We start from the raw sequence: 23,111 nt of genomic DNA, 5'->3' as shown, positions 1-23,111 counted from the left end.
GTCATAGTCTTGCCTTGGCGTGTCTGGCACGCTAGCGCGGCCTTCGCAACCGGCCGGGCGGCCGCCCGGCACGTAAGGCGTCAGGGAAGTCGATGAATCCTTTGATAATGATACCCGCTCGCATGGCGGCGACCCGTCTGCCGAACAAACCGCTGGCCCTGATCGGCGGCGTGCCGATGATCGTGCGCGCCTATCGCCAGGCCGAGGCTTCGGGCCTGCCGGTCGTGGTCGCGGCCGGCGATGCCGAGATCGTCGAGGCGATCGAGGCCGAGGGCGGGCGCGCCATCCTGACCGACCCGGACCTGCCCAGCGGGTCCGACCGCATCCGCGCCGCCGTCGACGCCATCGATCCCGAAGGCGATTTCGACGCCGTGATCAATGTCCAGGGCGACATGCCCTTCGCCAGTCCCGGCCTGGCCACGGCCTGCGCGGCCATTCTGCATGGCGAGCCGACTTGCGACATCGCCACCCTGGTCGCCGCCGAGGCCGACGCCTCGGACCGCGCCAATCCCGACGTGGTCAAGGCCGTTTTGGCCCTGGGTCAAGATGAGAGGGGCCAAAGCGAGCGCCAGGGCCGCGCCCTCTATTTCACCCGCTCGACCCTGTACGGCGATGCGCCCGTGTGGCGGCATATCGGCGTTTATGGCTACCGCCGCGAGGCCCTGAACCGCTTCTGCGCCGCGCCGCAGTCGCCGCTGGAGAAACGCGAAAAGCTGGAACAGCTGCGGGCGCTGGAGATGGGGATGCAGATCTGGGCCGCCGTGATCGACGAAGCCCCGCTGTCGGTCGACAATCCGTCCGACCTGGAGGCGGCGCGGGCGCTGGCCTAGGTCGATAATTGCACCCTCGGAAAACGGTGCAATAGGGTGCAATTAGCGCAGAGAGCGCTGATTTCGTTCGAGAAACTTTTCGGCGAAATTGCACGGGTGCAGTTTCCGACTTTCCGTCTCGGCCGCGCCCCCGCCACGCAACGATGTCAAAGACCTGGCGGGGATCATAGCCCAGGTCGGACCCCTGTAGGGCAGACGGTCGATGCCGAGCCGCAAGCCACTGAAATCAGTCGCATTCCGTCTTTGAAATAGGATGGAAGCCGATCTTTTCTCCCTCCCCCTGCGGGGGAGGGTGGCCGAGCGCAGCGAGGTCGGGCGGGGGCGGCCGAAAACGCTTCACGGACGTCGCCTTGATCAAAACAGCCGTCCCCACCCGGTCGCTGCGCGACCCCCCTCCCCGCCCCGGGAAGGGAGAAGTCCGTTCACGCCTCCTCCACCCAGGCCCGGATCAGGCTGTGGGCGATGGCGAAGACCGGGGGGGCGCTGATGGTCGGATGGTCGCCATCCAGCACCGCCCGGGCCTCGGCGCGGGTCAGCCAGGCGACCGATTCCAGCTCGGTCTGGTCTGGGGCCGCCTGATCGTCGGACACCTCGGCCAACAGGCCGATCATCAGCTGGGAGGGAAACGGCCAGGGCTGGCTGGAATGATAGGTCGTGTCGATGACCGTCAGGCCCGCCTCCTCCTTCACCTCGCGGGCGCAGGCCTCCTCGATGGATTCGCCCGGCTCCAGGAACCCGGCCAGGGCCGACATCCGCCCCGGCGCCCAGGCCGCCTGACGTCCCAGAAGGCAGACCGGCTCGGCCCCGCCCTTGTAGATCGGCAGCATGATGGTGACGGGATCGACGCGGGGGAAATGCTCGGTCCCGCAGGCCGGGCAGCGCCGCTTCCAGCCGCCCGAGGCCGTCTCGCACAGGGCGCCGCAGTTGGCGCAGAACCCGTGCCTGCGCCGCCAGTCGAACAGGCTCTTGGCCCCGCCCGCCATGGCCGCGTCCGACGCCGGCAACAGGGCCGCCGCCGCGCGCATGTCGTGAAACACGCCCAGCCCCCCGACCGGCCCGTCCACCGGGTCGATAGAGCCTTCGAACTCGATGGCGAAGACCGGCTCGTCCTTCCACAGACCCAGAAACGCCTCGCGGTCGCGCACCAGTGTCCGCGCATGTTTCATCGACAGCCAGGCCAGACGCGCCCCCTGATCCGTCTCCTCGATCAGCGGCCGACCCTCCCACATCACCAGGGCCTGGGCGTAGGGCTTGTCCGCCTGTTCGGCCAGCCAGTCGGGGTCGTTCCTGAGATCACCGGCCCGGTCGAGCGGATTGCCGGCGAAGATGTTCTGATGAGCCATGCGTCCTTGTAGCTCTTGATTCCCGCCGTCGCACCCGTCATATCCCCAATCGGAGATCGCGGGCGAAGGCTTCGCCAATCTGGTCAGGGCCGGAAGGCAGCAGCCACAACGAATTCCCCTTCGGGTCGCGGTCTCTACTTCTCTTTTTTTGCGCTAACGCTCGCCGCGCGGCGGCTCGCTGCTTAAGCGCGCGTTTGCGCTAACGCTTGCCGCTTGAGCGCGGCTTGCTGCTTGAGTGCGTTGTTAGCCAACGCCCGCGACGCGCAGTGGCGAGCGGATTGAGCACGCGCAGCACCTTCCGGCGCTTCGCCACGCGGTTCGACAGCCTGGCGCGACACGACCTCGCCTTCGTCCATATCGCCGCTTCCATAATCTGGATCAGGTGAATGTCGACCCGGCCTAGCTCTTCTTCAGGCCCAGCATCCCCAGCCAACCGCCGCTGGTCAGCAGGGCCACGTCCAGCAGGGCCAGCGGCAGGGGGGTGGAGACGGGCGCGGCGATGAAGCGCGACCGCCAGTCGGGCGCGAACTTGGCCTTGTAGCTGCGCAGGCCCTGGAAACCGTAGAGCGCCCCGCCCTCGTCGAACACCAGGGCGCCGACGCGGGCGAACACCGGCGCGATCCGGCGATCCTCCAGTCCCGCCAGCGGCGCCATGCCCAGGTCGAAACTGGCCAGTCCCTGATCCTTGGCCCACTGGGCGCAGCGGATGAACAGATAGTCCATCACCCCGTTCGGCGCCTCCGGGTGATGGCGCATCAGATCGACCGCCGCCTCGTCCGGCGCGGTCAGCAGATTGGCGAAGGCGACAATGCGTCCGCCTTGGCGCACCACCGCCAGAGGCGTCAGGTCCAGATAGTCGACGTCGAACCGGCCCAGGGAAAAGGCCTTTTCCGCCCCCTCGTGCATGGCCAGCCAGGCGTCGGACACCGCCTTCAACTCGCCCGCCAGGGGGCCGGCCGATCCGGGGGGCAAGATTTCAAAGACGGCCCCCTCGCGTTCCGCCCGATTGACGGCCGTGCGCAGATTCTGCTTGGGCTTGCCCTCCAGCGAGAAGGCGGCGGTGTCGATCACCGCCGTCTCGCCGACCTTGCGCACGGCCAGTCCCATGGTCGCCAGATCGCCCAGCACATCTTCACTGACGGAATAGAAGACCGCCGACCCGCCGTAACTGTCGGCCGTCTCGGTGAAGGACCACAGCAGTTCGCGCCGTTCGGACTTCAGACCGGCCGGTTCGCCCATGGCGATCCACCGCCGCCCCCGCACGCGATAGGCCAGGAAGCTGGCCCCCGACGGGCTGAACATCAGGGCCTTGTCGCCCAGCATGGCCAACCAGGCCTCGGGCGTGGCCGAATCGGCCGTCGCCAGCGCCGCGCGGGCGCGTTCGATGTCGGCGGGCTTGGCCGGACCATGGCTGTGGGACCCCGGCGAACTGAGCAGCGACCGGCCCGCCACCACCAGCGTCAGGATCGCCAGCACCAGGCCCGCGCGCAGGAAGCCCGAGGCCTGGCGATCGCTGAGGAAACGCCACCACAGCTCGTCATTATAGTCCACGTCGCGATAGGCGAAGAAGCCCAGCCAGAGCATGGCCGCCACCACCGCCGTCAGAAGCAGCAGCCAGCTGGGCCGCAACGGCTCGCTGAGACGCGAACGACGGTTGAAGGCGGTGCGGCAGGGCGCCAGCAGCGCCGCCACGATCAGAAGATCGGCCGCCTGCTGCCAGTCCAGCCCCTTCAATACCGAGAACACCGCCCCGATCCCCAGCACCGCCAGCGCCGCCCAATAGGCGCCCCGCCGACGTCGCCACAGGCCCGCCGACAGCAACAGCAGCAGAAATCCCGCGATGCTGCCGACGAAGTGCGACAGGTCGACCAAAATCGGGGACACCACCCCGGTCAGCTTGCGCAGCCGGTCGTCGAACTCGGGCGTCACCGCCGAAACCAGCATCAGGGCCCCTGCGCCAAAGGCCAGGACTGCGAAAACCAACGGCGTCAGCTCATAGGCCAGGCCCAGAAGGCGGCGTATCAGGCCAGAGGTGTGCGCGGGGCGGTGGGACAAGCGGCAGGCCTTCGATTCGCGAGCGCCCGACCATAGACCAAGAATCGTCCAACCGGGGCGCTCGCGAGGTCATTTCGAGGCGGACGAAACAATCCGTAACCTGGGGAGTATATTTCGGTGCGGGCGTCGGGCCCGCGTAACAGGGGACAGCTTCCCATGACCATCAAGACCGCTCTTCTGGCCAGCGCCGCCGCCTTCATGTTCGCCGCGCCCGCCCTGGCGCAAGAAACGCCCGCAACCGCACCGACCCAGGCGCCCGCTGCGGCCGCCGCTTCGCAACAATCCCTTTCGCTGAACCCCGGCATGACCGTCAGCGGTCCTGACGGCGAACTCGGCAAGCTGGAAGGCGTGCAGAACAACGCCGAAGGCAAGCAGGAACTGACCGTGCGCGGCGCCGACGGTCAACTTCGCGCCGTGCCGCTGAGCGGCATCCGCCAGGAAAACGGCGGGGTGGCCGTGGCCTACACCAAGGCCGAGTTCGACGCCGCCGCCGCCATCGCCGGCGCGGCGGCCGCCCCGGCCGCAGCACCGGCCCCGTCTGCCGATCCCGCCGCCGCTCCGACAGCGCCGGCTGCGGATCCGATGGCCGAGCCGACCGATCCGTCGGCGACGCCGCCGACGACGGCCCCGGACGCCGCCGACCCGGCCCCGGCTCCGACAGAACCCAACTGATCGGCCGATAGACGAACAGGAAGAGGGCGGTCGGGTCATCCCGACCGCCCCTTTTTCTGGCCTGAAACCGCGCCGCGCCGCTGCCCGGACGCAGCAAAAAGGGCGGCTCTTTCGAGCCGCCCTCTTCAGTTGGACGCTGCTGCGATCAAGCGCGACGCTTGACCAGTCCCAACAGGAACAGCAGCAGGCAGGCGCCCAGGAACGCCACGATCAGCGTCACGAAGTTGAAGCCGCCGACCGGCGCGCCGAAGACATTGTTGGAGATGAAGCCGCCGAGCAGAGCGCCGATGACGCCGACGATCAGATTGGTGAGCAGGCCGTGATTGCGGCCCATGACTTTTTCAGCCAGCCAGCCGGCGACGATGCCGATGACGAGCCAACCGATGATTCCCAAACCCATGCTGTGGTTCCTTCCTGTAAAAGCCAAGCTGTTGCAGTAAATGCGGCTCGGGCCATACGGTTGCGTGGTTCGCCGCTTGAGCGCCGCAATAGCGTGAAACCGCCGCCCGTCTTTTCGGCACGGCCATTGCCGCCATCGATGCCTGTCGTCCCGCTTCGGGACAGACGTCGCGACGAGGATTATGTCATGGCCGACGATATCGACCTGCATCTGGGCCGCCGCCTGCGTCGGCGCCGACGTCTTTTGGGCCTGACGCAGCAGCAGCTGGCCGTTCAGGTCGGAATCCGTTTCCAGCAAATCCAGAAATACGAATGCGGCGCCAACCGCATCTCGGCCGCGCGCCTGTGGCAGCTGGCCGAGGCGCTGGAGACCCCGGTCGCCTATTTCTACGACGGCCTGGCCGAGGCCCTGAACAAGGACGCCGCGCCGATCAAGGGCGGCGAGGTCTTCTCGCGCAAGGAGACCCTGGACCTGATCCAGGCCTATTATCAGTTGGACGAACGGCCCCGGCGCCGCCTGCTGGACCTGGCCAAGTCCCTGCATTCCGACAGTCCCCCGCCCTGAGGTCGCATCCGGGGCGCCCAAACCGACGAAAGCGGGTTAAGGGAGCCGCATGACCGAATACGAAGCCTTCGCCATCGAACTGGCGCGCGAAGCCGCGCGCGTCACCCTGCCTTTCTTCCGCTCGGACATCGGGCATGAGGACAAGGGCGGCACGGCCGGCTTCGATCCCGTCACCGAGGGCGACAAACAGGCCGAGGCGGCCATGCGCCGCCTGATCACCGAACGCTATCCCGACCACGGCGTCATCGGCGAGGAATACGGCGCCGACCGTCCCGAGGCGGACCATGTCTGGGTGCTGGACCCCATCGACGGCACCCGCGCCTTCATCTCGGGCCTGCCGCTGTGGACGACCCTGATCGCCCTGCGCCAGGCCGGAACCCCAACGGTCGGCGTCATCGCCCAGCCCTATCTGGACGAAATCTTCATCGGCGGCCCGTCCGGCGCGCGATTGCTGCGCGGCGATGTCGAGACGCCCCTCGCCGTCAGGGCGTGCGAAAGACTGACGGAGGCGGTCATCTCCACCACCGACCCCGACATCTTCAACGGCGCGGAACTTGGCGCCTGGACCCAGGTGCGCGCCGCCGCCCGTCTGGCGCGGATGGGCTGCGACGCCTACGCCTATGCGATGGTGGCGGCGGGCAGGATGGACCTGGTCGCCGAGACCAGCCTGAAGCCCTGGGACTGGTCGGCTCTGGTCCCCGTGATCCAGGCCGCCGGCGGCAAGGTCGTCAACTGGCGCGGCGCAGCCCCCGACGACAACGGCCAAATCCTGGCCGTGGGCGACGCCCGCCTGATCGACCAGGCCCTGGTGACATTGAAGCGGGCGGCGATCTGAGCGGTCTTACAGGTTTTTAACTGGCCCCTCCTTCCGCCGAAGGTCCACAAGCTCCGAAGATTATCTGTCGAATAAGGGGGCGGCGCATGGATCGGCGTCTATTGTTGCGGGCGGGCCTGGCGGCGGCGGTCGGATCGACATTGAGCGGCGCGGCCTGGGCGGCCGAGCCCGATCATGACGTAACCTTCCTCAATGATTTCGATGAGTTGTGGGAAACGCTGCGCGATCGCTACTGTTTCTTTTCGGAGAAACGGACGGACTGGAACCGCGTGCGCGACCTCTACCGGCCGTTGGCGCGGTCCGCCGATACCGACGACGCCTTCGCCGAAGTCCTGCGCCGCACCCTGGCGGAACTCTATGACGCGCACACCTCGCTGGCCAACCCGCCCGACGGATCGCAACGGCTGCCGATCTCGGACCTGATCGTCGAGTCGCGCAACGGCCAGGCCGTGATCGTCGCCCTGGCGCCCGACAGCATGGCGGCCGAGACGGGACTGGCGCTGGGCGACGTCATCCTGTCCTCTGATGGGCGGCCCGTGGCGCCGCTGGTCAAGGATTTGCTGCCCAGATGCCTGACGCGGCCGGACCCGGCGGCCGAAGCCTACGCCCTGAACAGCGCAGTGGCCGGTCGTCGCGGTCAACCGCGGCGCTATCAGGTGGCCACCGGCGGGTCCGAACCCCGCGATGTCCTTCTTCCGGTCCGCCAATCGCCGCCGAAGCCGAACGTGGAATGGCGCCGGCTGGACGACGGCGCCGGCTATGTCGCCATCCGCAGTTTCGCCGACGACGCCGTGACGGCAAGCTTCGACCAGGCTCTCGCCGCGCTGCAGGACGCGCCCGGCCTGATCATCGACGTGCGCGACAACGGCGGCGGCGATACGGCGGTGGCGCGCCCGATCATGGGTCGCTTCATCACCCAGACCAAACCCTACGCCCGAATGCGTCGACGGCAAGGGCGGGGCCTGGGCGAGTTCTGGACAGAGACGGTCGAACCGCGCGGGCCCTTCACCTACACCCGCCCGGTCGTGGTCCTGACCAACCACTGGAGCGGCAGCATGGCGGAGGGCTTTCCCATGGGGATGCGGGGCCTGGGGCGCGCAACCGTGGTCGGCACGCCGATGATGGGTTTAGGCGCGGCCGTCTTTCCCATCACCCTCGACCGCACCGGCCTGAAGGCCCAGTATTCCGCAGAACCCGTCTATGACGTGAACGACCGGCCCCGCTGGCTGATGCAGCCGGACATCGCCGTATTGGACGGACAGGATATTCTGACGGCGGGCCGTCGCATCCTGGCCGCCGCGACCGCCTAGATCCCCGCCGGTTCGGCCGTGACGTCCACGGTGCGCGCCGATGGATCGACGGCCGCATCCGGCGTCGGCGACACCAGGTCGGCCATGGCGTCGAATTCCTTCAGGAAGACGGCGCGCATGTCGTCGGCCTCCATGATGACCTCGTGCTTGGCGCCCGCGACCTCGACATAGCGTCCGCGCGGCAGGCGTCTGGCGGCCCAGCGGGTGGTCTGTTTCCACACCACGTCGTCGGCGTCGGCCTGGACGATGGCGACCGGGACGCGCACCGCCTTCAGCGCCTTGGGCTTCAGCGCCCGCTCGCCGGCGTCCAGCGCAAAGGCCAGCCAGCCATAGGTGGGTCCGCCGATGGCCAGATGCGGGCAGGCGAACAACTGCTGTCGCCACATCTCGTAGCGGCTGTCGTCCGAGGTCAGGGCGTCCTCGGCGAAGTTGTGGTCGAACGGATCGTCCGGATCGCCCAGGACATAGTCGCCGGCCTGGCCGTGGCGGATGTTCCAGCGCACCACCAGCTTGACCGACCACATCGACCGCTTGCCGGTCTTGATGCGCAGCATGGGGCTGGACAGGACCGCGCCCGCGAACCGCTCCTCGCCGCCTTCCAGCGTCAGCAGGTTCAGGCAGGCGCCCATCGAATGGCCCACCATGATCCACGGTTTGGGGCACTGGGCCTCATAGGTGTTCAGGAGGCGGTTGTAGTCGTCCAGAAACTCCTCGACCGCGCGGGCATGGCCCTTCAGCCGGTCGGGCAGCAGGCGGGCGGACAGGCCCTGGCCGCGCCAGTCGTGGGTCAGGACGCACCAGCCCCGCGCCAGGAAGTTGCCGATGACCTCATAGTATTTCTCGATCGGCTCGGTGCGGCCGGGACTGAGGACCACCGTGCCGCGCACCTTGTCCGCGCTCAGGTGCGAGGGCGACCACAGGCCTGCGCGCAGGCGCATCCCGCCCGCTCCTCGAAACCAGTCCCCCTTGCCGCCAGGGGGCGGATAGGCGCCGGGCACCCCCATCAGGGGGGCATTGGCGGCGAAGGCTTGGGCGCGGTTCACTCGGGCTTCCTGAACTTCAAGGTCATGCGATCGCTCTCGCCGATCGCCTCGTATTTGGTGCGGTCGAAGGTCGGATCGGCCGGTTGTCCGCGCGGCGCGGTCAGGCGGGTCGGCGCCAGGGTGTCGACCCCGAACGGATGATCCTTGGTGTCCTTCGCATTGGCGTTGATCTCGGACGCCTCGACGAAGACGAAGCCCGCTTCGGCGGCCAGCTGGCGCACGAATCCCTCCTGGACATAGCCGTTGGCCGCGACCGGGTCCTGGTCCTGCGCCGGGGCCAGACGATGCTGTTCGATGCCCAGGACGCCACCCGGACGCAGCGCCGCGAAGGCGTCCGCGAAAGCCTTTTCGGCGATCCCCGCCGCCATCCAGCCATGCAGGGTCCGCATGAACAGGCACAGGTCCGCCGCGCCCGGCGTCGTCACCGGTCCCGACGCCGCGCCGAACACGCTGAACTGCGGCTCGCCATACAGTTTCTTGTCGCTGGAGAAGCGGGTGCGGAAGGCCGCGTTCAGCACCGCCTGGGCCGGATCGGCCGTCGGGCCTTCGGGGAACAGGGCCGCCACATAGGTTCCGCCGCCCCGGGTCAGATAGGGGGCCAGGATTTCGGTGTACCAGCCGCTGCCGGGCCAGAACTCGACCACCGCCATCTTGGGCTGCAACCCATAGAAGCGCAGCGTCTCCATCGGGTGGCGGAAGGCGTCGCGCGCCCGGTCCTGGGCCGAGCGCCACGGCCCCTGAACCGCCCAGTCCAGCGAGCCTTCCGGCGGGCCGGAGGGAGCGGGCGGAGCGTTCGGGGCGGCGGGCGCCTCGACCTTGTCCTTGCGGCCGCAAGCCGCCATGCCGGTCAGCGTCAGAGCCGTCGCGCCGCTCAGCAGGAACCGGCGCGACAATCCGCGCCCCTTCGCCTGACTTTCCGCCATTCCATACTCCCGCGAGGGTGCGGCCCCGCGCCCGACACACCCGACGGATCGGGCTTAATCGGGTTCGCGGGCCGGGTCAAAACGGAACGGCTATTCCGGCTTTCTGAACCGCAGGGTCATCCGGTCGCTCTCGCCGACGGCGTCGAAGGCGGCCCGTTCCTGAGGCGTCAGGGCGCGGCCCGACGGGTCGTTGCGCGCCGCCGACTGGCGAATGGGCGGCAGGGTCCAGACGCCGAACGGATGGTCGTGATCGTCCTTGGGATTGGCGTTCAGCTCGCTGCGCGCCTCCAGCACGAAGCCGGCGTTGCGCGCCTCATGAATCACATAGCTTTCGGGCACATAGCCGGTGGAGGCGACCTCGGCGGCGTTCAGCCCCTCGGCGCTGCGGTGCTGTTCGACCGCCAGGACCCCGCCGGGCTTCAGCGCCTTGAAGAAGGCCTGCAGATAGGGCTGGGTGCGGCCGTCGCGCGCCCAGTTGTGGAAGGCGCGCGCCACCAGGATCAGGTCCGCCTGACCTTCAGCCACGCCCATGCTTTCCAGCGGCTTGTTGACCGGGACATAGCGCCCGCCGGTCGCGGCCGCATAGGGTTCCAGGATATGCCGCCACCAGCTGGCGCTGCCCGGCTCGATCTCCACCACCGTCATGCCGGGCGTCAGTCCCCAGAAGGTCAGGGCCTCGTAGGGGTGGCGATAGACGTCGCGCGCCCGATCGGCGGCGGGGCGGGTCTCGGCGGCGACGGCGGCCTGAAGCGCCGTATCCTCGGCGAAGGTCGGCATGGCGCTGGACAGGGCCGAACGCGGCGGCGTCCAGGCTCCCTCGGTCTGGGACGCCGGGGGCGCGGTCTGGGCCATCGCCGGCGCGGCGGCGGCCGCAAGGGCGAGAAGGCTGAGGGCGGCGAGACGCATGGGCGGACGATCCTGCTCTAAGGGGCGTCTCTCCATAGGCCGCCCTGCCCCCGACGCAAAGGACGATGGCGCGACGCCGACGATCCGTCGCAGCCCGCCGATGCGCCCCTTGACGCCGCATTCGGCGTTCCCATCTGATTTCCTGAGAGCGCCGATTTCGGGTTCTCCAGACTGACGGCGCCGCTCGCGGGTCGTCGGACTGCGTCCCTACCGTCCGGGCCAAACCGCCGGGCGGCTCAACCTTGCTGATCCTCAGGAGGATGCTGATGCGTACCTATGATTTCTCGCCGCTGTACCGTTCGGCCGTCGGTTTCGACCGCCTGGCCAATCTGCTGGAAAGCGCCTCGCGCACCAGTTCGGAAGGCGGCTATCCCCCCTACAACATCGAGACGACGGGCGAGAACGCCTATCGCATCGAGATCGCCGTGGCGGGCTTCACCACCGACGAACTGAACATCGAGGTGAAGGAGAACCTGCTGACCGTGACCGGCCGCAAGACCGCCAACGACGACGCGGCGCCGCAGAAGACCTATCTGCATCGCGGCCTGGCCGAGCGGGATTTCGAGCGCCGCTTCCAGCTGGCCGACTATGTCGTCGTGACCGACGCCGACCTGGTCAACGGCCTGCTGTCGATTTCGCTGAAGCGCGAGCTGCCCGAGGCGCTGAAGCCCCGCCGCATCGAAATCGGCGCCGGCTCGACCCTGATCGAGGGCAAGGCTGAAGCGGCCTAAGCTGTCTTGCGGCAGACTATGGAGGGGGCGGCGTTCGCGCCGCCCTTTTTCTATGCGGCCAGATGGGCGAAGGCGGCTGCGACCTGCTCATAGGCCGGGCGTTTGAACGGCACGATCAGGTCGCAGGCCTCGGACAGATCGCCCCATCGCCAGGCGTCGAACTCCACGTCCTTGTCCGCCTCCAGGTCGATCTCGGCCTCGTCGCCGGTGAAGCGGAAGGCGAACCACTGCTGCTTCTGGCCCTTGAATCCGCGCCAGGCCTTGGCGTTGTTCATCGCCTCGGGCGGAAAGTCATAGCGGATCCAGTCCGCCGTCCGGGCCAGCAGCTCGACCGAGGTGACGCCCGTCTCCTCGTGCAGTTCGCGTCGCGCCGCCGCCTCCAGATCCTCGCCCTCGTCGACGCCGCCTTGCGGAAACTGCCAGTTATAGGGGCCGGGCGTGGCGTGGCGGCGCCCATACCAGACGCGGCCCTCGCGATTGAACAGCACGACGCCGACGTTGGGGCGATAGAGGGTGAGGTCGGTCATGGATTCTTGGTGAGGCGTGCTAGTGAGCAAAGGGTGAGCGAAGGCGCATCTGGCTCACTTCTCGCTCACTAGCACGCCTCACCCAAAACCTGATCACCGCCCCGGCCGCATCGACATGGACGAGGCGGGCGCAAGCTGCAGGCCGCGCTGGTCCAGACCGGCGGTCCAGCGGGCGGCGGCCTCGACCGTCACCGGATAGCTGAAGCCCGTCCCCAGGGCCGAGCCGCGCAGCTTGGCCTGGGCCTCCAGACCGTTCAGGGCGGCGATGATGGCGGCGGGCGACTGGGTGCGGTCGATGATGCGGTCGGCGCTGGCCCGCGACCAGGCGCCCGGCCGACGCTGGACCGAGCCGTCGTCCAGGAAGGCCACGCCCTTCTGGCGCAGCACCGTCAGGAAGGCGTTCATGCCCGTGTCCGAGGCGGCGAAGCGGTCGCCCAGATAGTTGGTCACGCCGAAATAGCCGGTCGCGCGGCCCAGCAGCCAGTCCATCTTGGCCGCCACGTCGTCGGCGCCGCCGTCGGCCAGCAGCGTATAGGGGCCGGGATCATTGTCGGGATAGCCGGTCGGCTCCATCGGCATTTCCAGCATCACCTCGTGACCCTGGGCCCGCGCCTGATCGATCCAGCTCTGCAGATTGTCGGCATAGGGCACGAAGCTGAGCGTCACCTCGGGCGGCAGGCGTTCGATGGCGGCGCGGGTCGTCACCGCGTTCAGCCCCAGCCCGCCCACGATCAGGGCGACGCGCGGCTTGCCGTTCGGGCGGAAGGGACGGGCATAGGCCTGGGCCGGCACGCGGCCGTCCGGCGCGATCATCGGCAGGGGGCCGTTGGGACCGGGTTGCGACAGGCCCGCGATCGGCGCCTTGGTCAGGGGCGAGGCCGCATGGACCGGCGCCGTATAGGCCGTCGGCGCGGCCCCCGACACGCTGCCGCCGTCCGGCAGGGTGATGACCGCCTCGCCGTTTGCGGCCGGATCGCCGCCGCCCGCCAGATTCTGATAGAGTCCCATCGCCCCCAGGGAAAAGGCCTCGAACCCGCTCGGCGCCGGGGCCGCAGGCGCAGGCTTGTCGCGCTCCAGCGCCACATGGGCCGAGGGCGCGCCGGCGTTGGGGTCGCCCAACACCGTCAGGAACAGGGCGCCGGCGCCCAGCAGCAACAGGCCCGCCAGGCCCGCCGCGACCGGCGGCTTCTTCAGCGCCTCGACGATGGGTTTGAAGCTCGCGCCGTCCCTGACGCGCGGAGCGGTTCCGGCGGCGGCGGCGAGTGCGGACTGGCGTTTGGCGAACATGGGCACGGGCGGGACCGATCTGGACTCCTACGCCCCCATCATCGCCATGCGCCGGTTAAGAAACCCTAACGGCCGGTTCACCATGATCGGCATTTTCGGTTCTGACATGGATCGTGCGTTGACGTGGCGGTTTGGCATACTTCACATGCGCATCCTCCCGCCCAAAACCTCGGATCAAGCAATGATGAGCCCCGCCGCCGACGACGCCCTGCGCGACGAAGTCCGTCTGTTGGGCGGTATTCTGGGCGACATCATCCGCCAGGAAGGCGGTCAGGCGCTGTTCGACCACGTCGAGGCGGTGCGCCAGGCCTCCATCGCCTATCACCGCGACCCCGCCTCTCATCCGGGCAAGCGGCTGGAGAAGCTGTTGACCGCCATGTCGGTGGATCAGGCCGCGGGTCTGGCCCACGGCTTCGCCCTGTTCTCCCTTCTGGCCAATATCGCCGAGGATCGCTCGACCCGCAGGCGGGCGCAGGATCAGGCCGAGGCCGGCGCCCGCCCCGACACCCCCGAAGGCGCGCTGAAGCGTCTGGCCGACCAGGGCGTTGATCGCCAGGCGGTGCGCGAACTGCTGGACGAGGCCCTGATCTCGCCCGTCCTGACGGCCCATCCGTCCGAAGTGCGCCGCAAGAGCGTCATCGACCGGATCGCCGCCATCACCGACATCCTGGATGTTTGCGACAAGGCCGGCGACGCCTGCACCCCCGCCGCCGTGTCGGAGCCGCTGCGCCGTCAGATCGTCATCCTGTGGGCCACCCGTCTGGTCCGCACCCAGGGGCTGGTGGTGCAGGACGAGATCGACACCGTCGTCTCCTTCCTGGACCGCATCTTCCTGCACGTCGCGCCCCGGCAGTTGTCGGCGTGGCGGCGGCTGCTGGACGCGCCGGACCTGCAGCCCTTCATGCGGGTCGGCACCTGGGTCGGGGGCGACCGCGACGGCAATCCGAACGTGGACGCCACGGTCATGGCCGCCGCCTTCCGCACCCAGGCGCGGGCGGTGCTGGCCTTCTATCTGGAAGAAGTCCACGCCCTGGGCGCCGAACTCAGCCTGGCCACCGAACTGGCCCAGGTGTCGCCCGAACTGCAGGCCCTGGCCGACGCCGCGCGCGATCCGTCGCCTCACCGGGCGGACGAGCCGTATCGCCGCGCCCTGACCGGCGTCTATGGGCGCCTGGCCGCCACGCATCAGACGCTGGGCGACGCCCCCGCCCCGCGCCGCGCCGTGGTCGAGGCCGAACCCTATCCCGGTCTCGACGCCTTCGAGGCCGATCTGAGGACCCTGCACGACAGCCTGGTCTCGCACCACGGCGGCGTCTTCGCCGACGACCGGCTCAGCGACCTGATCACCGCGGTCGAGGTGTTCGGCTTCCATATGGCGACCCTGGATATGCGCCAGAACGCCGACGTCCATGAACGCGTCGTCGCCGACCTGCTGAAGGTGGCGGGCGTCCAGTCCGACTATCTGGCGCTGGACGAAGAGGGACGGCTGAAGGTTCTGGCCGCCGAACTGGCCTCGTCCCGCCTGCTGTTCAGCCCCTATGCCGACTATGAAGCCGAAACGCTGAAGGAGCGCGCCATCCTCCAGGCCGCCGCCGGCGCCCTGGCCGCGTTCGGCCCTCAGGCGATCCGCACCCACATCGTATCCAAGACCGACGCCGCCTCCGATCTGCTTGAGGTCTATCTGCTGCTCAAGGAGGTCGGTCTCTACCGCCCCGAGGACCCGGCCGCCTGTCCCATCCAGGCCGCCCCCCTGTTCGAGACCATCGAGGATCTGCGCGCCGCCCGCCCCACCCTGGAAAGACTGCTTCAGGAACCGTCCGCCCTCGCCGTCGCCCAGGCGCGCGGGGTGCAGGAGGTGATGATCGGCTATTCGGATTCGAACAAGGACGGCTCCTATCTGACCTCGGGCTGGGAGCTGCACGAGGCGTCGCGCGCCCTGGTCGAAGTGACCCAGAAGCACGGACTGAAGCTGCAACTGTTCCACGGACGCGGCGGCACGGTCGGGCGCGGCGGCGGTTCGGCCTTCGCCGGCGTCCTGGCCCAGCCCGAGGGCACGGTCCAGGGCCGTATCCGCACCACCGAACAGGGCGAGGTCATCGCCAACAAATACGGCGAGCCGGAAATCGCCCTGCGCAATCTGGACGCCCTGACCTGCGGCGCCGTGCTGGCTTCGCTGGGCCAGGGGACCGACCACGCCTTCACCGCCGAACACGGTGCGACCCTGTCGGACCTGTCGGCCCGGTCGATGGCCGCCTATCGCAAGCTGGTCTATGAGACCGACGGCTTCGTCGACTACTACCGCGCCGCCACCCCCATCGCCGAGATCGCCGACCTGAAGATCGGCTCGCGTCCGTCGTCGCGCACCGCCTCGACGCGGATCGAGGACCTGCGCGCCATTCCCTGGGTGTTCAGCTGGTCGCAGAGCCGGGTCATGCTGCCCGGCTGGTTCGGCTTCGGCTCGGCCGTCCAGGGGTGCGATATGGGCGAGTTGAAAGCGATGGCCGAGGCCTGGCCCTTCTTCAAGACCCTGGTCCAGAACATGGAGATGGTCATGGCCAAGTCCGACATGACCATCGCCCGCCGCTATGCGACCCTGGTCCCGGATGCCTCGCTGGCGGCGTCCATCTATGGCGAGATCCGCGCCGAATGGGACCGGACCCACGACGCCATCCTGGCCATCAACGGCCATGACAGGCTGCTGGGCGGCCAGCCCGAGCTGGACCGGCTGATCCGCCTGCGGATGCCCTATGTCGAGCCGCTGAACCACGTCCAGATCGAACTGATCCGCCGCCGCCGCGCCGGCGACGACGATCCCCGCGTCCGCGAAGGCATCCTGCTGGCCATCAACGGCGTGGCGGCGGGGTTGAGGAACAGCGGCTGAGGCGGCGGATCAATCTGCCCGCTCACTGTCATCACCCTCGGGCTTGACCTGAGGGCCGGACTTTCCCCTGCATCGCGTCAGCGGCGACACACAACCCGATCCGCATCCGATCCTCGGGCCAAGCCCGAGGATGACGGCGGCCACAGGCTACAGCCACTTCGTCTTCTTGAACGTGATGAACAGGCCCGTGCAGATGGACGCCATCAGGGCCAGCGCGGCGAGGTAGCCATAACGCCAGTGCAGTTCCGGCATGAACTCGAAATTCATGCCGTAGATGCCGGCGATGGCTGTCGGCACGGCCAGCAGCGCGGCCCAGGAGGCCAGTTTTCGGGTGATGACGCCCTGACGCTGCTGTTCCAGCAGATTGGCGACCTCGAACACCGACGACAGAATGTCGTTCAGCCCGCCCAGCCGACTGTTGACCCGCCGCACATGGTCGCCGACGTCGCGAAAATAAGGCCGCACGTCCGGGTCGATACAGGGCAGGTCCAGCGACTGCAGCCGCCCCAGCAACTCCTCCATCGGGCCCAGAATGCGACGGAACTTCAGCAGTTCGCGACGCAGGGTAAACAGACGCCGAATCTCGACCCGCGACAGAAAGGCGTCCAGCGTCTTCTGCTCCATCTCCAGCACGCTGTCCTCGGACTCGTCGACGATGGGCGTATAGGCGTCGACGATGAAGTCCAGAATGCCGTGCAGCACGAAGTCCGGCCCGCGCTTCAACTCGTCCGGCGAGGCCTCAAGCTGGGCGCGCAGGCTGTTGTGGGCGCGTGACGAGTCGTGGCGGATGCTGATGACGTGGTCGTCCCCGACGAAGATATGGGTCTCGCCATAGCTGATCCGTTCGTCGATCCGCGCCGCCGTCCGGGCGACCACGAACAGTTCGCGGCCATAGACCTCGACCTTGGGCATCTGGTGCGCGGCCAGGGCGTCCTCTACCGCAAGGGGATGCAGGTGGTAGCGTTGGACCAGGACGTCGAACTCCTCGTCGGTCGGGTCATAAAGACCGATCCAGACGAACTCGCCCGGTTCAAGCCGCAGCCCCTCGGCCGTCAACGGCGCCTCGCGCACGCGCTGGCCGTCACGATAGACATAAGAGGCGACGACCGGCATGGACGCTCCGTGGGTGAACCGCCTCAGACTTAAAGGGTGCGGCGGCGGAGTTGAAGCGTCTCCGTCGCCACGACGCGCGGCCGGCGGCTGCAACCTGACCGAAATGTCATGACGTCGAATTATGAAAGCGCCGTCTTTCAGCCGCGGAAGCTTCGCCGTTTCGATCCGATCCAGCGTCACCGTTCCCTGCCCCGACCAACAAGGGGCGGAAAAATGGAAACAGGATCATGTTCAGGATCGCCTCTCTGACGACCGCCGCCCTCCTCGCCGCCGGCTCGGCCGCCGCCGCCCCGTTCGAAGCCCGCATTCCTTATGGCGACCTCGACCTGTCGAGCCGCGCGGGCGCGACCGCGTTCGACAGCCGTGTTCGAAAGGCCGCCGACCGCTTCTGCCGCAGCGTCCGCTCCATCGAGCGTCCCGTCTGCCGCAACGCCGTGCGCGAAGAGGCGCTGGCCCTGCTGCCCGACCGCGCCCGCGCCGATTACGCCCGGGGCCGCTTTGCTCACGAGGCCTGAAACGCAGGACGCCGCCGGACAGGTCGTCCGACGGCGTCTCATTGCCCAAGCCCTTCAGCAGGCGCGAAGGGCTATCGCCTTCTTCCGGGCCTCAAGTCGCCCGAAGGGCGGCAGGCCCGGCGTCAGGAAACCGGGAAGCCCCGGACCTTCAGCAGGGCCGCCACGTCCGGGTCGCGACCCCGGAAGGCGCGGTAGGCTTCCGCCCGATCGGTCGTGTTGCCGGGCGCCAGCATGATCGACTTGAAGCGGCCGGCGATGTCCGGATTGAACACGTCGCCCGACTCCTCGAAATAGGCCCAGGTGTCGGCGTCCATCGTCTCGGACCACAGATAGGAATAGTAGCCCGCCGAATAGGCGTCCGAGGTGAACAGGTGATTGAACTGCGGCAGGCGGTGCCGCATCACGATCTCCTTGGGCATGCCGATCCGCGCCAGGCTGGCCTTTTCGAACGCATCGATGTCGGTCGGTGGCACGGCCTGGGTGTGCAAGTCCATATCGACGATGGCCGAGGACAGATAGCTGACCGTCGCATAGCCCTGGTTGAAGGTGGCGGCGGCCTCGATCTTGTCCACCAGCGCCTGCGGCATGGCCGCGCCCGTCTGATAGTGTTTCAGGTAGCCGTCCAGGATCGGGCGGCTCAGCACCCAGTGCTCATGCACCTGCGACGGATATTCCACGAAGTCGCGCGGCGTATTGCCGAACGACGGATAGGTCACCACCGACGAGAAATAGTGCAGGGTGTGGCCGAACTCGTGGAACAGGGTCTCGGCGTCGTCCAGCGAGATCAGGACCGGCTCGCCCGGCTCGGGCTTGGTGAAGTTGTTGTTGTTGGACCCCAGGATGATCTTGGAGCCGTCCAGCGTCGAGAACGACCGATAGGTGGTCATCCAGGCGCCCGAACGCTTGCCCGGCCGGGCGTAGTCGTCGGTGTAGTACAGGCCGATCAGCTTGCCCGTGGCCTTGTCGTGCAGCTCATAGACCTCGACGTCCGGCTCGAAGGTCGGGACCGAGCCCTTGGGCAGTTTGGTGAACTGGAAGCCATAGAGGCGCTCGGCCATGGCGAAGGAGCCGGCGCGCACGGCGTTCAGCTCGAAGTAGGGCTTCAGCTGGTTCTGATCCAGGTCGTACTTGGCCTTCCTGACCTTCTCGGCGAAATAGAGGTAGTCCCACGGCTCGATGTCGAACCCGGCGATCGCCTTCATGTCGGCGACCTCTTCGGCGACGCGGGCCTTGGCCGGCGCCCAGACGCGGTTCATCAGGGCCTCGGCCGCCGCCGGGGTCTTGGCCATGGTGTCCTGCATCCGCAGTTCGGCATGGTTGCGATAGCCCAGCAGCTTGGCCCGCTGATCGCGCAGCTTCACGATCTCGGCGATGGTCGAGTTGGTGTCGTTGGCGTCGCCGTTGTCGCCGCGATTGACGAACTTCTTCCAGACCTGCTCGCGCAGGGCCCGGTCGTCGGCGAAGGTCAGGAAGGGATCGACCGCCGAACGGGTGTTCAGGATGGCCCAGCCCTGGATGTTGCGGCTGCGCGCCGCGCCGGCGGCGGCGGCCTTGTTGGATTCGGGCAGGCCCGCCAGACCCGCCTCGTTCGGGATCACCGTCCAGGCGTTCTCGTCGGCGACGACCTTCTGGCCGAAGCGGGTGAAGGCGTTGGACAGGGCGGTGTTGATCCGACCCAGCTCGGCCTTGCCGGCCGCGTCCAGATTGGCGCCCGAGCGGATGAAGGCGTCGCGGCGACGTTCGGCCAGACGCTTCTGCTGGGCGCTCAGGCCCGCCGCGTCGGCGGTGTCGGCGACGGTCTTGACCCGCTGGAACAGCTTTGCGTTGAAGGTGATCTCGTCCGAGGCGGCCGACAGCAGGGGCGACAGTTCAGTGTCGACCGCATCATAGGCCTCGCCGCCGATGTTGGAGGTCATGACGCCATAGACGTTGGACGCCCGGTCCAGCGGCTCGCCCGCCAGCTCCAGCGCCGCCATGGTGTTGGCGAAGGTCGGGGCCTCGGGGTTATTGGCGATGGCGGCGATGTCGGCGCGTTGCAGTTCGATGCCTTCCAGCATGGCTTCGCGCAGCTTGGCCGGCGTCACCTTGTCGAACGGCGGCACGCCGTCATATTTGCCGGTCCAGGCCTGCAGCAACTCCGCGCGCGGCGTCTGGGCGGGCAGGACGGCGCGGGCGATGCGCGCTTCCTCGGCGATGCTGGCGGCCGAGGGCGCGGCGGCGGACCCGCCCGAGGCGGCGCCGGAGGCCCCGGCCGAGGCGCAGGCCGACAGGGCCATCAGGCTGCCGCCCGCGATGAGAAGCTGGCGTCTATGCATGGAATGCTCCGAAACAAGATCATGGTTGCGACACACTTAGGCGCACGGAACGCCCCCGTCACCTGATGGAGGCGTAATCTTGGCGCCAATCCGGTTGGATACGTCGTCGCACTGTTCTAAAGCCCGCGCATGGCCATTGGTGTTTTCGACTCCGGCGTGGGCGGCCTGACCGTCCATCGCGAACTGACGCGGCGCTTCCCCCAGCGCGACTTCGTCTATCTGGCCGACCAGGCCCACGCCCCCTATGGCGGGCGCGGCGGCGAGGACATCGTCAACCTGACCAAGGCCGGGTGCGAGCGATTGTTCGAGGCCGGGGCCTCGGTCGTGGTCCTGGCCTGCAACACCGCCTCGGCCATCGCGCTTCGTCGCCTGCAGCAGACCTGGCTGCCGGGTCTGCGCGAGCGGCTGGGCCGGCCGGTCAACATCCTGGGCATCATCGTGCCGACCATCGAGGCGGCGACCGGCAAGCCCTGGAGCTTCGAGGCCGAGCGCCCGCAGGAGGGCGAAAAGGTCGCCTCCATCGACATCACCGGCGTCTTCTGCACCGCCGCCACCGCCATCAGCCGTGTCTATGAGATCGAGATCGACAAGCGGCGCGAGGACATCGCGGTCTTTTCGGAGCCCTGTCCCGGCCTGGCGGGCCTGATCGAGCTGGGCGCCCCGGCCGAGGAGCTGAAGGTGGTGATCGACGACCATGTCGACGCCCTGCGCCGTCGCATCGGCCGCCACCCGGACAAGGCCATCCTGGGCTGCACCCACTATGAGATCGTCGCCGAACTGTTCGCCCAGGCCCTGCCTGCGGGAACGGTGCTGATCGAACAGCCGACGGCGGTCGCCGAGGCGCTGGACCGCTACTTCAGGCAACATCCCGAATACGACCTGGGCGACAGCGGCCGCCGCGACTTCCTGACCACCGGCCAGGCGGGCCCGCAATCGGAACTGGTCGCCCAGTTCTGGGGCGCGCCGGTGACGTTCGAACAGGCGTAAGGGCTGGCGCCTTTCCATCGTCATCCTCGGGCTTGACCCGAGGATCGGACTGTGGCTGGACGTCTGGCTCCAAGCGTCGGAAGGCCCGCCCCTCGGGTCAAGCCCGAGGGTGACGGCTGTTTTTAGATCAACACCCCGGACAATCCGGCAGCGGCTCGTTCTCCAGCTGCAGCGTCGTGTGATTGATGCCCTGGCGCCGCGCCGCCGCCTGGGCCTCGCCGATCAGCGCCGCCGAATCCGGCCGGTCGTGAACCAGATGCGCGGTCAGGGCCGTCTCTGTGGTCGACAGGGCCCAGACGTGCAGGTCATGCACCGCCCGCACGCCCGCCAGGTCGAGCAGAGCCTTCTCCAGCACCGGCACGTCCACGCCGCTGGGCGCCCCGTCCATGGCCAGATTCACCGAATCCTTCAGCAAGCCCCAGGTGGACCACAGGATCACCACCACGATCACCAGGCTGACCAGCGGATCGACCACCGACCAGCCGGTCGCCAGGATGACCGCGCCCGCGACCACGACGCCTAATGACACGCCCGCATCGGCCATCATGTGCAGATAGGCGCCCTTGGCGTTAAGGTCGTGCTGGGACTTCATGAACAGCAGCGCGGTGCCCAGATTGATGACGAAGCCGATCCCGGCCACCACCATGATGGTCGCGGACCCCACCGGCGCCGGTTCGTTGAAGCGCCGCACGGCCTCGAACGCGATGGCTCCGCAGGCGAAGATCAGCAGCAGCGCATTGCCCAGCGCGGCCAGCACCGTCGCCTTGCCGAACCCATAGGTCCGCCGCCCGCCCGCCGCCCCGTGCGCCCCGCGCCGCGCCAGCCAGGCCGCGCCGCCCGCCATGGCCAGGCCCAGGACGTCGGACAGATTGTGACCCGCGTCGGCCAGCAGGGCGGTGGAATCCGCCATCAGCCCGGCCCCGAACTCGCACGCCACGAAGATCAGATTGACCACCAGCCCGACCGCATAGCGCCAGTCGCCGGTGTCGACGGGACCGTGGCTGTGGCCGCCGGGGCCATGGCTGTGACCATGCCCATGCGAATGCCCGCGCCCTGGCTCGGCGTGATCGTGTCCATGATCGGCGTGATCGTGGTCGGAGCTGTGATCGTGCGCGGCGTTCATGGTTTCGCCTATACGCCCTTTGGCCGAACAGCCAAGCTGCTAATTGATAACATCTTGAATGTTATCACATAATATCAGTGCTGGTGCATGGCCACAACCAGACCCAACGCGATCAGGGCCAGACCCAGCACCGCCCCTTCGTAACGCGCCCACCGCTCCAGCCGCAGGATGGAGGCGCCGGCGCTGGCCAGGGCGGTGAATACGGCCATACCGGCGACGGTGCCGACCGCGAACACCAGCGTCAGCATCGCCAGGGCGCCGATCCCCGCGGAGGCCGAGGACAGATAGATGGGCAGCAGCACCTCGCCCGGCGACACCGCCAACATGGCCACCAGACCCAGGAAGGCGGCCTTGTCCGACACGGCCGGCTCGGGCGTTTCGACGGCGGGGCCGCCGGCCAGGGCGGGCCGACGCAGCGCCGAACGCGCCAGATAAAAGGCGCCGAACAAAAACAGCAGCACCGCCGCCAGGTGCGGCAGCACCCCCTCGATCCATTGATCCAGCGCCAGGCCCGCCGCCACGATCAGGCCGCCGACCACCGCCGTCGTGGCGATATGGGCCAGGCCCGCCGCCGTCACGGCCAGCAGAACCCGATGCGGCCGCCACCCCTGCGCCCGTCCGACCAGGGTGAACGGCAGCCAGTGTGTCGGCAGGGCGGCGTGCAGAAAGGCCGCGACGAATCCGCCGCCCAGCAGGGACAAGAGCACGGACTGTTCGGCGCCGGGGGACATGAGGCGGCCTATAGCCTGTT

At 68.3% G+C, this 23,111-nt stretch carries 21 protein-coding genes and 1 other RNA gene; 10 read left to right on the top strand and 12 right to left on the bottom strand.

From position 1 onward, the window contains the following. Positions 1 to 92: 92 nt before the first annotated feature. Positions 93 to 830, top strand: a complete 738-nt coding sequence (locus tag P0Y50_05465; GenBank protein ID WEK41053.1) for a 3-deoxy-manno-octulosonate cytidylyltransferase — start codon at positions 93 to 95, stop codon at positions 828 to 830. Positions 831 to 1,252: 422 nt separating this feature from the next. Here P0Y50_05465 and nudC read toward each other — a convergent pair whose 3' ends face one another. Continuing rightward, positions 1,253 to 2,173, bottom strand: a complete 921-nt coding sequence (gene nudC / locus P0Y50_05460; GenBank protein ID WEK41052.1) for an NAD(+) diphosphatase — start codon at positions 2,171 to 2,173, stop codon at positions 1,253 to 1,255. Between the two features lie 48 nt (positions 2,174 to 2,221). Between nudC and ffs the strand changes: the two genes are divergently transcribed. After that, positions 2,222 to 2,315, top strand: an RNA gene (gene ffs, locus P0Y50_05455) — signal recognition particle sRNA small type. Positions 2,316 to 2,572: 257 nt separating this feature from the next. On the opposite strand, the gene P0Y50_05450 is transcribed toward ffs, so the two are convergent. Then, on the bottom strand, positions 2,573 to 4,228 hold the full coding sequence (locus P0Y50_05450; protein ID WEK41051.1) for a phosphatidylglycerol lysyltransferase domain-containing protein: 1,656 nt from the start codon (positions 4,226 to 4,228) through the stop codon (positions 2,573 to 2,575). A 156-nt stretch (positions 4,229 to 4,384) separates the two neighbouring features. On the opposite strand from P0Y50_05450, the gene P0Y50_05445 reads away from it, so the two are divergent. Continuing rightward, complete coding sequence (locus tag P0Y50_05445; protein ID WEK41050.1) at positions 4,385 to 4,900, top strand: hypothetical protein; 516 nt, start codon at positions 4,385 to 4,387, stop codon at positions 4,898 to 4,900. A gap of 145 nt (positions 4,901 to 5,045) precedes the next feature. Here the strand turns inward: P0Y50_05445 and P0Y50_05440 are convergent, their stop codons facing one another. Then, positions 5,046 to 5,300 (bottom strand): GlsB/YeaQ/YmgE family stress response membrane protein, encoded by a 255-nt coding sequence (locus tag P0Y50_05440; protein WEK41049.1) that lies wholly within the window; start codon positions 5,298 to 5,300, stop codon positions 5,046 to 5,048. Between the two features lie 186 nt (positions 5,301 to 5,486). Between P0Y50_05440 and P0Y50_05435 the strand changes: the two genes are divergently transcribed. The 3 genes from P0Y50_05435 (at position 5,487) to P0Y50_05425 (ending at position 8,009) form a co-directional block, all read left to right on the top strand. Next, positions 5,487 to 5,864, top strand: coding sequence for a helix-turn-helix domain-containing protein (locus tag P0Y50_05435; protein WEK41048.1), 378 nt, complete (start codon positions 5,487 to 5,489; stop codon positions 5,862 to 5,864). 49 nt (positions 5,865 to 5,913) lie between these two features. Further along, positions 5,914 to 6,699 (top strand): histidinol-phosphatase, encoded by a 786-nt coding sequence (gene hisN / locus P0Y50_05430; GenBank protein ID WEK41047.1) that lies wholly within the window; start codon positions 5,914 to 5,916, stop codon positions 6,697 to 6,699. A gap of 86 nt (positions 6,700 to 6,785) precedes the next feature. After that, entirely contained in the window at positions 6,786 to 8,009 is a 1,224-nt protein-coding gene (locus P0Y50_05425; protein WEK41046.1) for a S41 family peptidase, read from the top strand. On the opposite strand, the gene P0Y50_05420 is transcribed toward P0Y50_05425, so the two are convergent. The 3 genes from P0Y50_05420 to P0Y50_05410 form a co-directional block, all read right to left on the bottom strand. Further along, positions 8,006 to 9,052, bottom strand: a complete 1,047-nt coding sequence (locus P0Y50_05420) for an alpha/beta hydrolase (protein WEK41045.1) — start codon at positions 9,050 to 9,052, stop codon at positions 8,006 to 8,008. The two genes, P0Y50_05425 and P0Y50_05420, sit on opposite strands and share 4 nt — an antisense overlap. Continuing rightward, positions 9,049 to 9,975 (bottom strand): methyltransferase, encoded by a 927-nt coding sequence (locus P0Y50_05415; protein ID WEK41044.1) that lies wholly within the window; start codon positions 9,973 to 9,975, stop codon positions 9,049 to 9,051. The genes P0Y50_05420 and P0Y50_05415 overlap by 4 nt, the downstream gene beginning before the upstream one ends. A 90-nt stretch (positions 9,976 to 10,065) precedes the next feature. Further along, positions 10,066 to 10,881 carry a methyltransferase gene (locus tag P0Y50_05410; protein WEK41043.1) on the bottom strand — a complete coding sequence of 272 codons (816 nt, stop codon included), beginning with the start codon at positions 10,879 to 10,881 and terminating at the stop codon, positions 10,066 to 10,068. Between the two features lie 266 nt (positions 10,882 to 11,147). Between P0Y50_05410 and P0Y50_05405 the strand changes: the two genes are divergently transcribed. Continuing rightward, on the top strand, positions 11,148 to 11,612 hold the full coding sequence (locus P0Y50_05405) for an Hsp20 family protein (protein WEK41042.1): 465 nt from the start codon (positions 11,148 to 11,150) through the stop codon (positions 11,610 to 11,612). 50 nt (positions 11,613 to 11,662) lie between these two features. Here P0Y50_05405 and P0Y50_05400 read toward each other — a convergent pair whose 3' ends face one another. Together P0Y50_05400 and P0Y50_05395 are read right to left on the bottom strand one after the other, a co-directional pair. Then, positions 11,663 to 12,139, bottom strand: a complete 477-nt coding sequence (locus P0Y50_05400) for an RNA pyrophosphohydrolase (GenBank protein ID WEK41041.1) — start codon at positions 12,137 to 12,139, stop codon at positions 11,663 to 11,665. 93 nt (positions 12,140 to 12,232) lie between these two features. Continuing rightward, the gene (locus P0Y50_05395) at positions 12,233 to 13,426 is read right to left on the bottom strand and encodes a divergent polysaccharide deacetylase family protein (GenBank protein ID WEK41533.1); all 1,194 of its coding nucleotides are present in this window, start codon (positions 13,424 to 13,426) and stop codon (positions 12,233 to 12,235) included. Positions 13,427 to 13,610: 184 nt separating this feature from the next. Here P0Y50_05395 and ppc point away from each other — a divergent pair, with 184 nt between their 5' ends. Further along, positions 13,611 to 16,307, top strand: a complete 2,697-nt coding sequence (gene ppc / locus P0Y50_05390; GenBank protein WEK41532.1) for a phosphoenolpyruvate carboxylase — start codon at positions 13,611 to 13,613, stop codon at positions 16,305 to 16,307. Between the two features lie 147 nt (positions 16,308 to 16,454). Here the strand turns inward: ppc and P0Y50_05385 are convergent, their stop codons facing one another. Beyond that, complete coding sequence (locus P0Y50_05385) at positions 16,455 to 17,420, bottom strand: magnesium and cobalt transport protein CorA (protein WEK41040.1); 966 nt, start codon at positions 17,418 to 17,420, stop codon at positions 16,455 to 16,457. Between the two features lie 227 nt (positions 17,421 to 17,647). Here P0Y50_05385 and P0Y50_05380 point away from each other — a divergent pair, with 227 nt between their 5' ends. Further along, positions 17,648 to 17,935: a UrcA family protein gene (locus P0Y50_05380; protein ID WEK41039.1), complete on the top strand. Its 288-nt coding sequence runs from the start codon at positions 17,648 to 17,650 to the stop codon at positions 17,933 to 17,935. A gap of 122 nt (positions 17,936 to 18,057) precedes the next feature. Here P0Y50_05380 and P0Y50_05375 read toward each other — a convergent pair whose 3' ends face one another. Continuing rightward, positions 18,058 to 20,250 (bottom strand): M3 family metallopeptidase, encoded by a 2,193-nt coding sequence (locus P0Y50_05375; GenBank protein WEK41038.1) that lies wholly within the window; start codon positions 20,248 to 20,250, stop codon positions 18,058 to 18,060. Positions 20,251 to 20,379: 129 nt separating this feature from the next. On the opposite strand from P0Y50_05375, the gene P0Y50_05370 reads away from it, so the two are divergent. Continuing rightward, positions 20,380 to 21,237: an aspartate/glutamate racemase family protein gene (locus P0Y50_05370; protein WEK41037.1), complete on the top strand. Its 858-nt coding sequence runs from the start codon at positions 20,380 to 20,382 to the stop codon at positions 21,235 to 21,237. Between the two features lie 127 nt (positions 21,238 to 21,364). On the opposite strand, the gene P0Y50_05365 is transcribed toward P0Y50_05370, so the two are convergent. Together P0Y50_05365 and P0Y50_05360 are read right to left on the bottom strand one after the other, a co-directional pair. Continuing rightward, positions 21,365 to 22,360 (bottom strand): cation diffusion facilitator family transporter, encoded by a 996-nt coding sequence (locus P0Y50_05365; protein WEK41036.1) that lies wholly within the window; start codon positions 22,358 to 22,360, stop codon positions 21,365 to 21,367. Positions 22,361 to 22,434: 74 nt separating this feature from the next. Further along, positions 22,435 to 23,091 carry a hypothetical protein gene (locus P0Y50_05360; protein ID WEK41035.1) on the bottom strand — a complete coding sequence of 219 codons (657 nt, stop codon included), beginning with the start codon at positions 23,089 to 23,091 and terminating at the stop codon, positions 22,435 to 22,437. Positions 23,092 to 23,111: the final 20 nt, after the last annotated feature.

Source organism: Candidatus Brevundimonas colombiensis (assembly GCA_029202665.1).
Classification (GTDB): domain Bacteria; phylum Pseudomonadota; class Alphaproteobacteria; order Caulobacterales; family Caulobacteraceae; genus Brevundimonas; species Brevundimonas colombiensis.
This window is presented reverse-complemented; position numbering and strand designations above follow the sequence as displayed.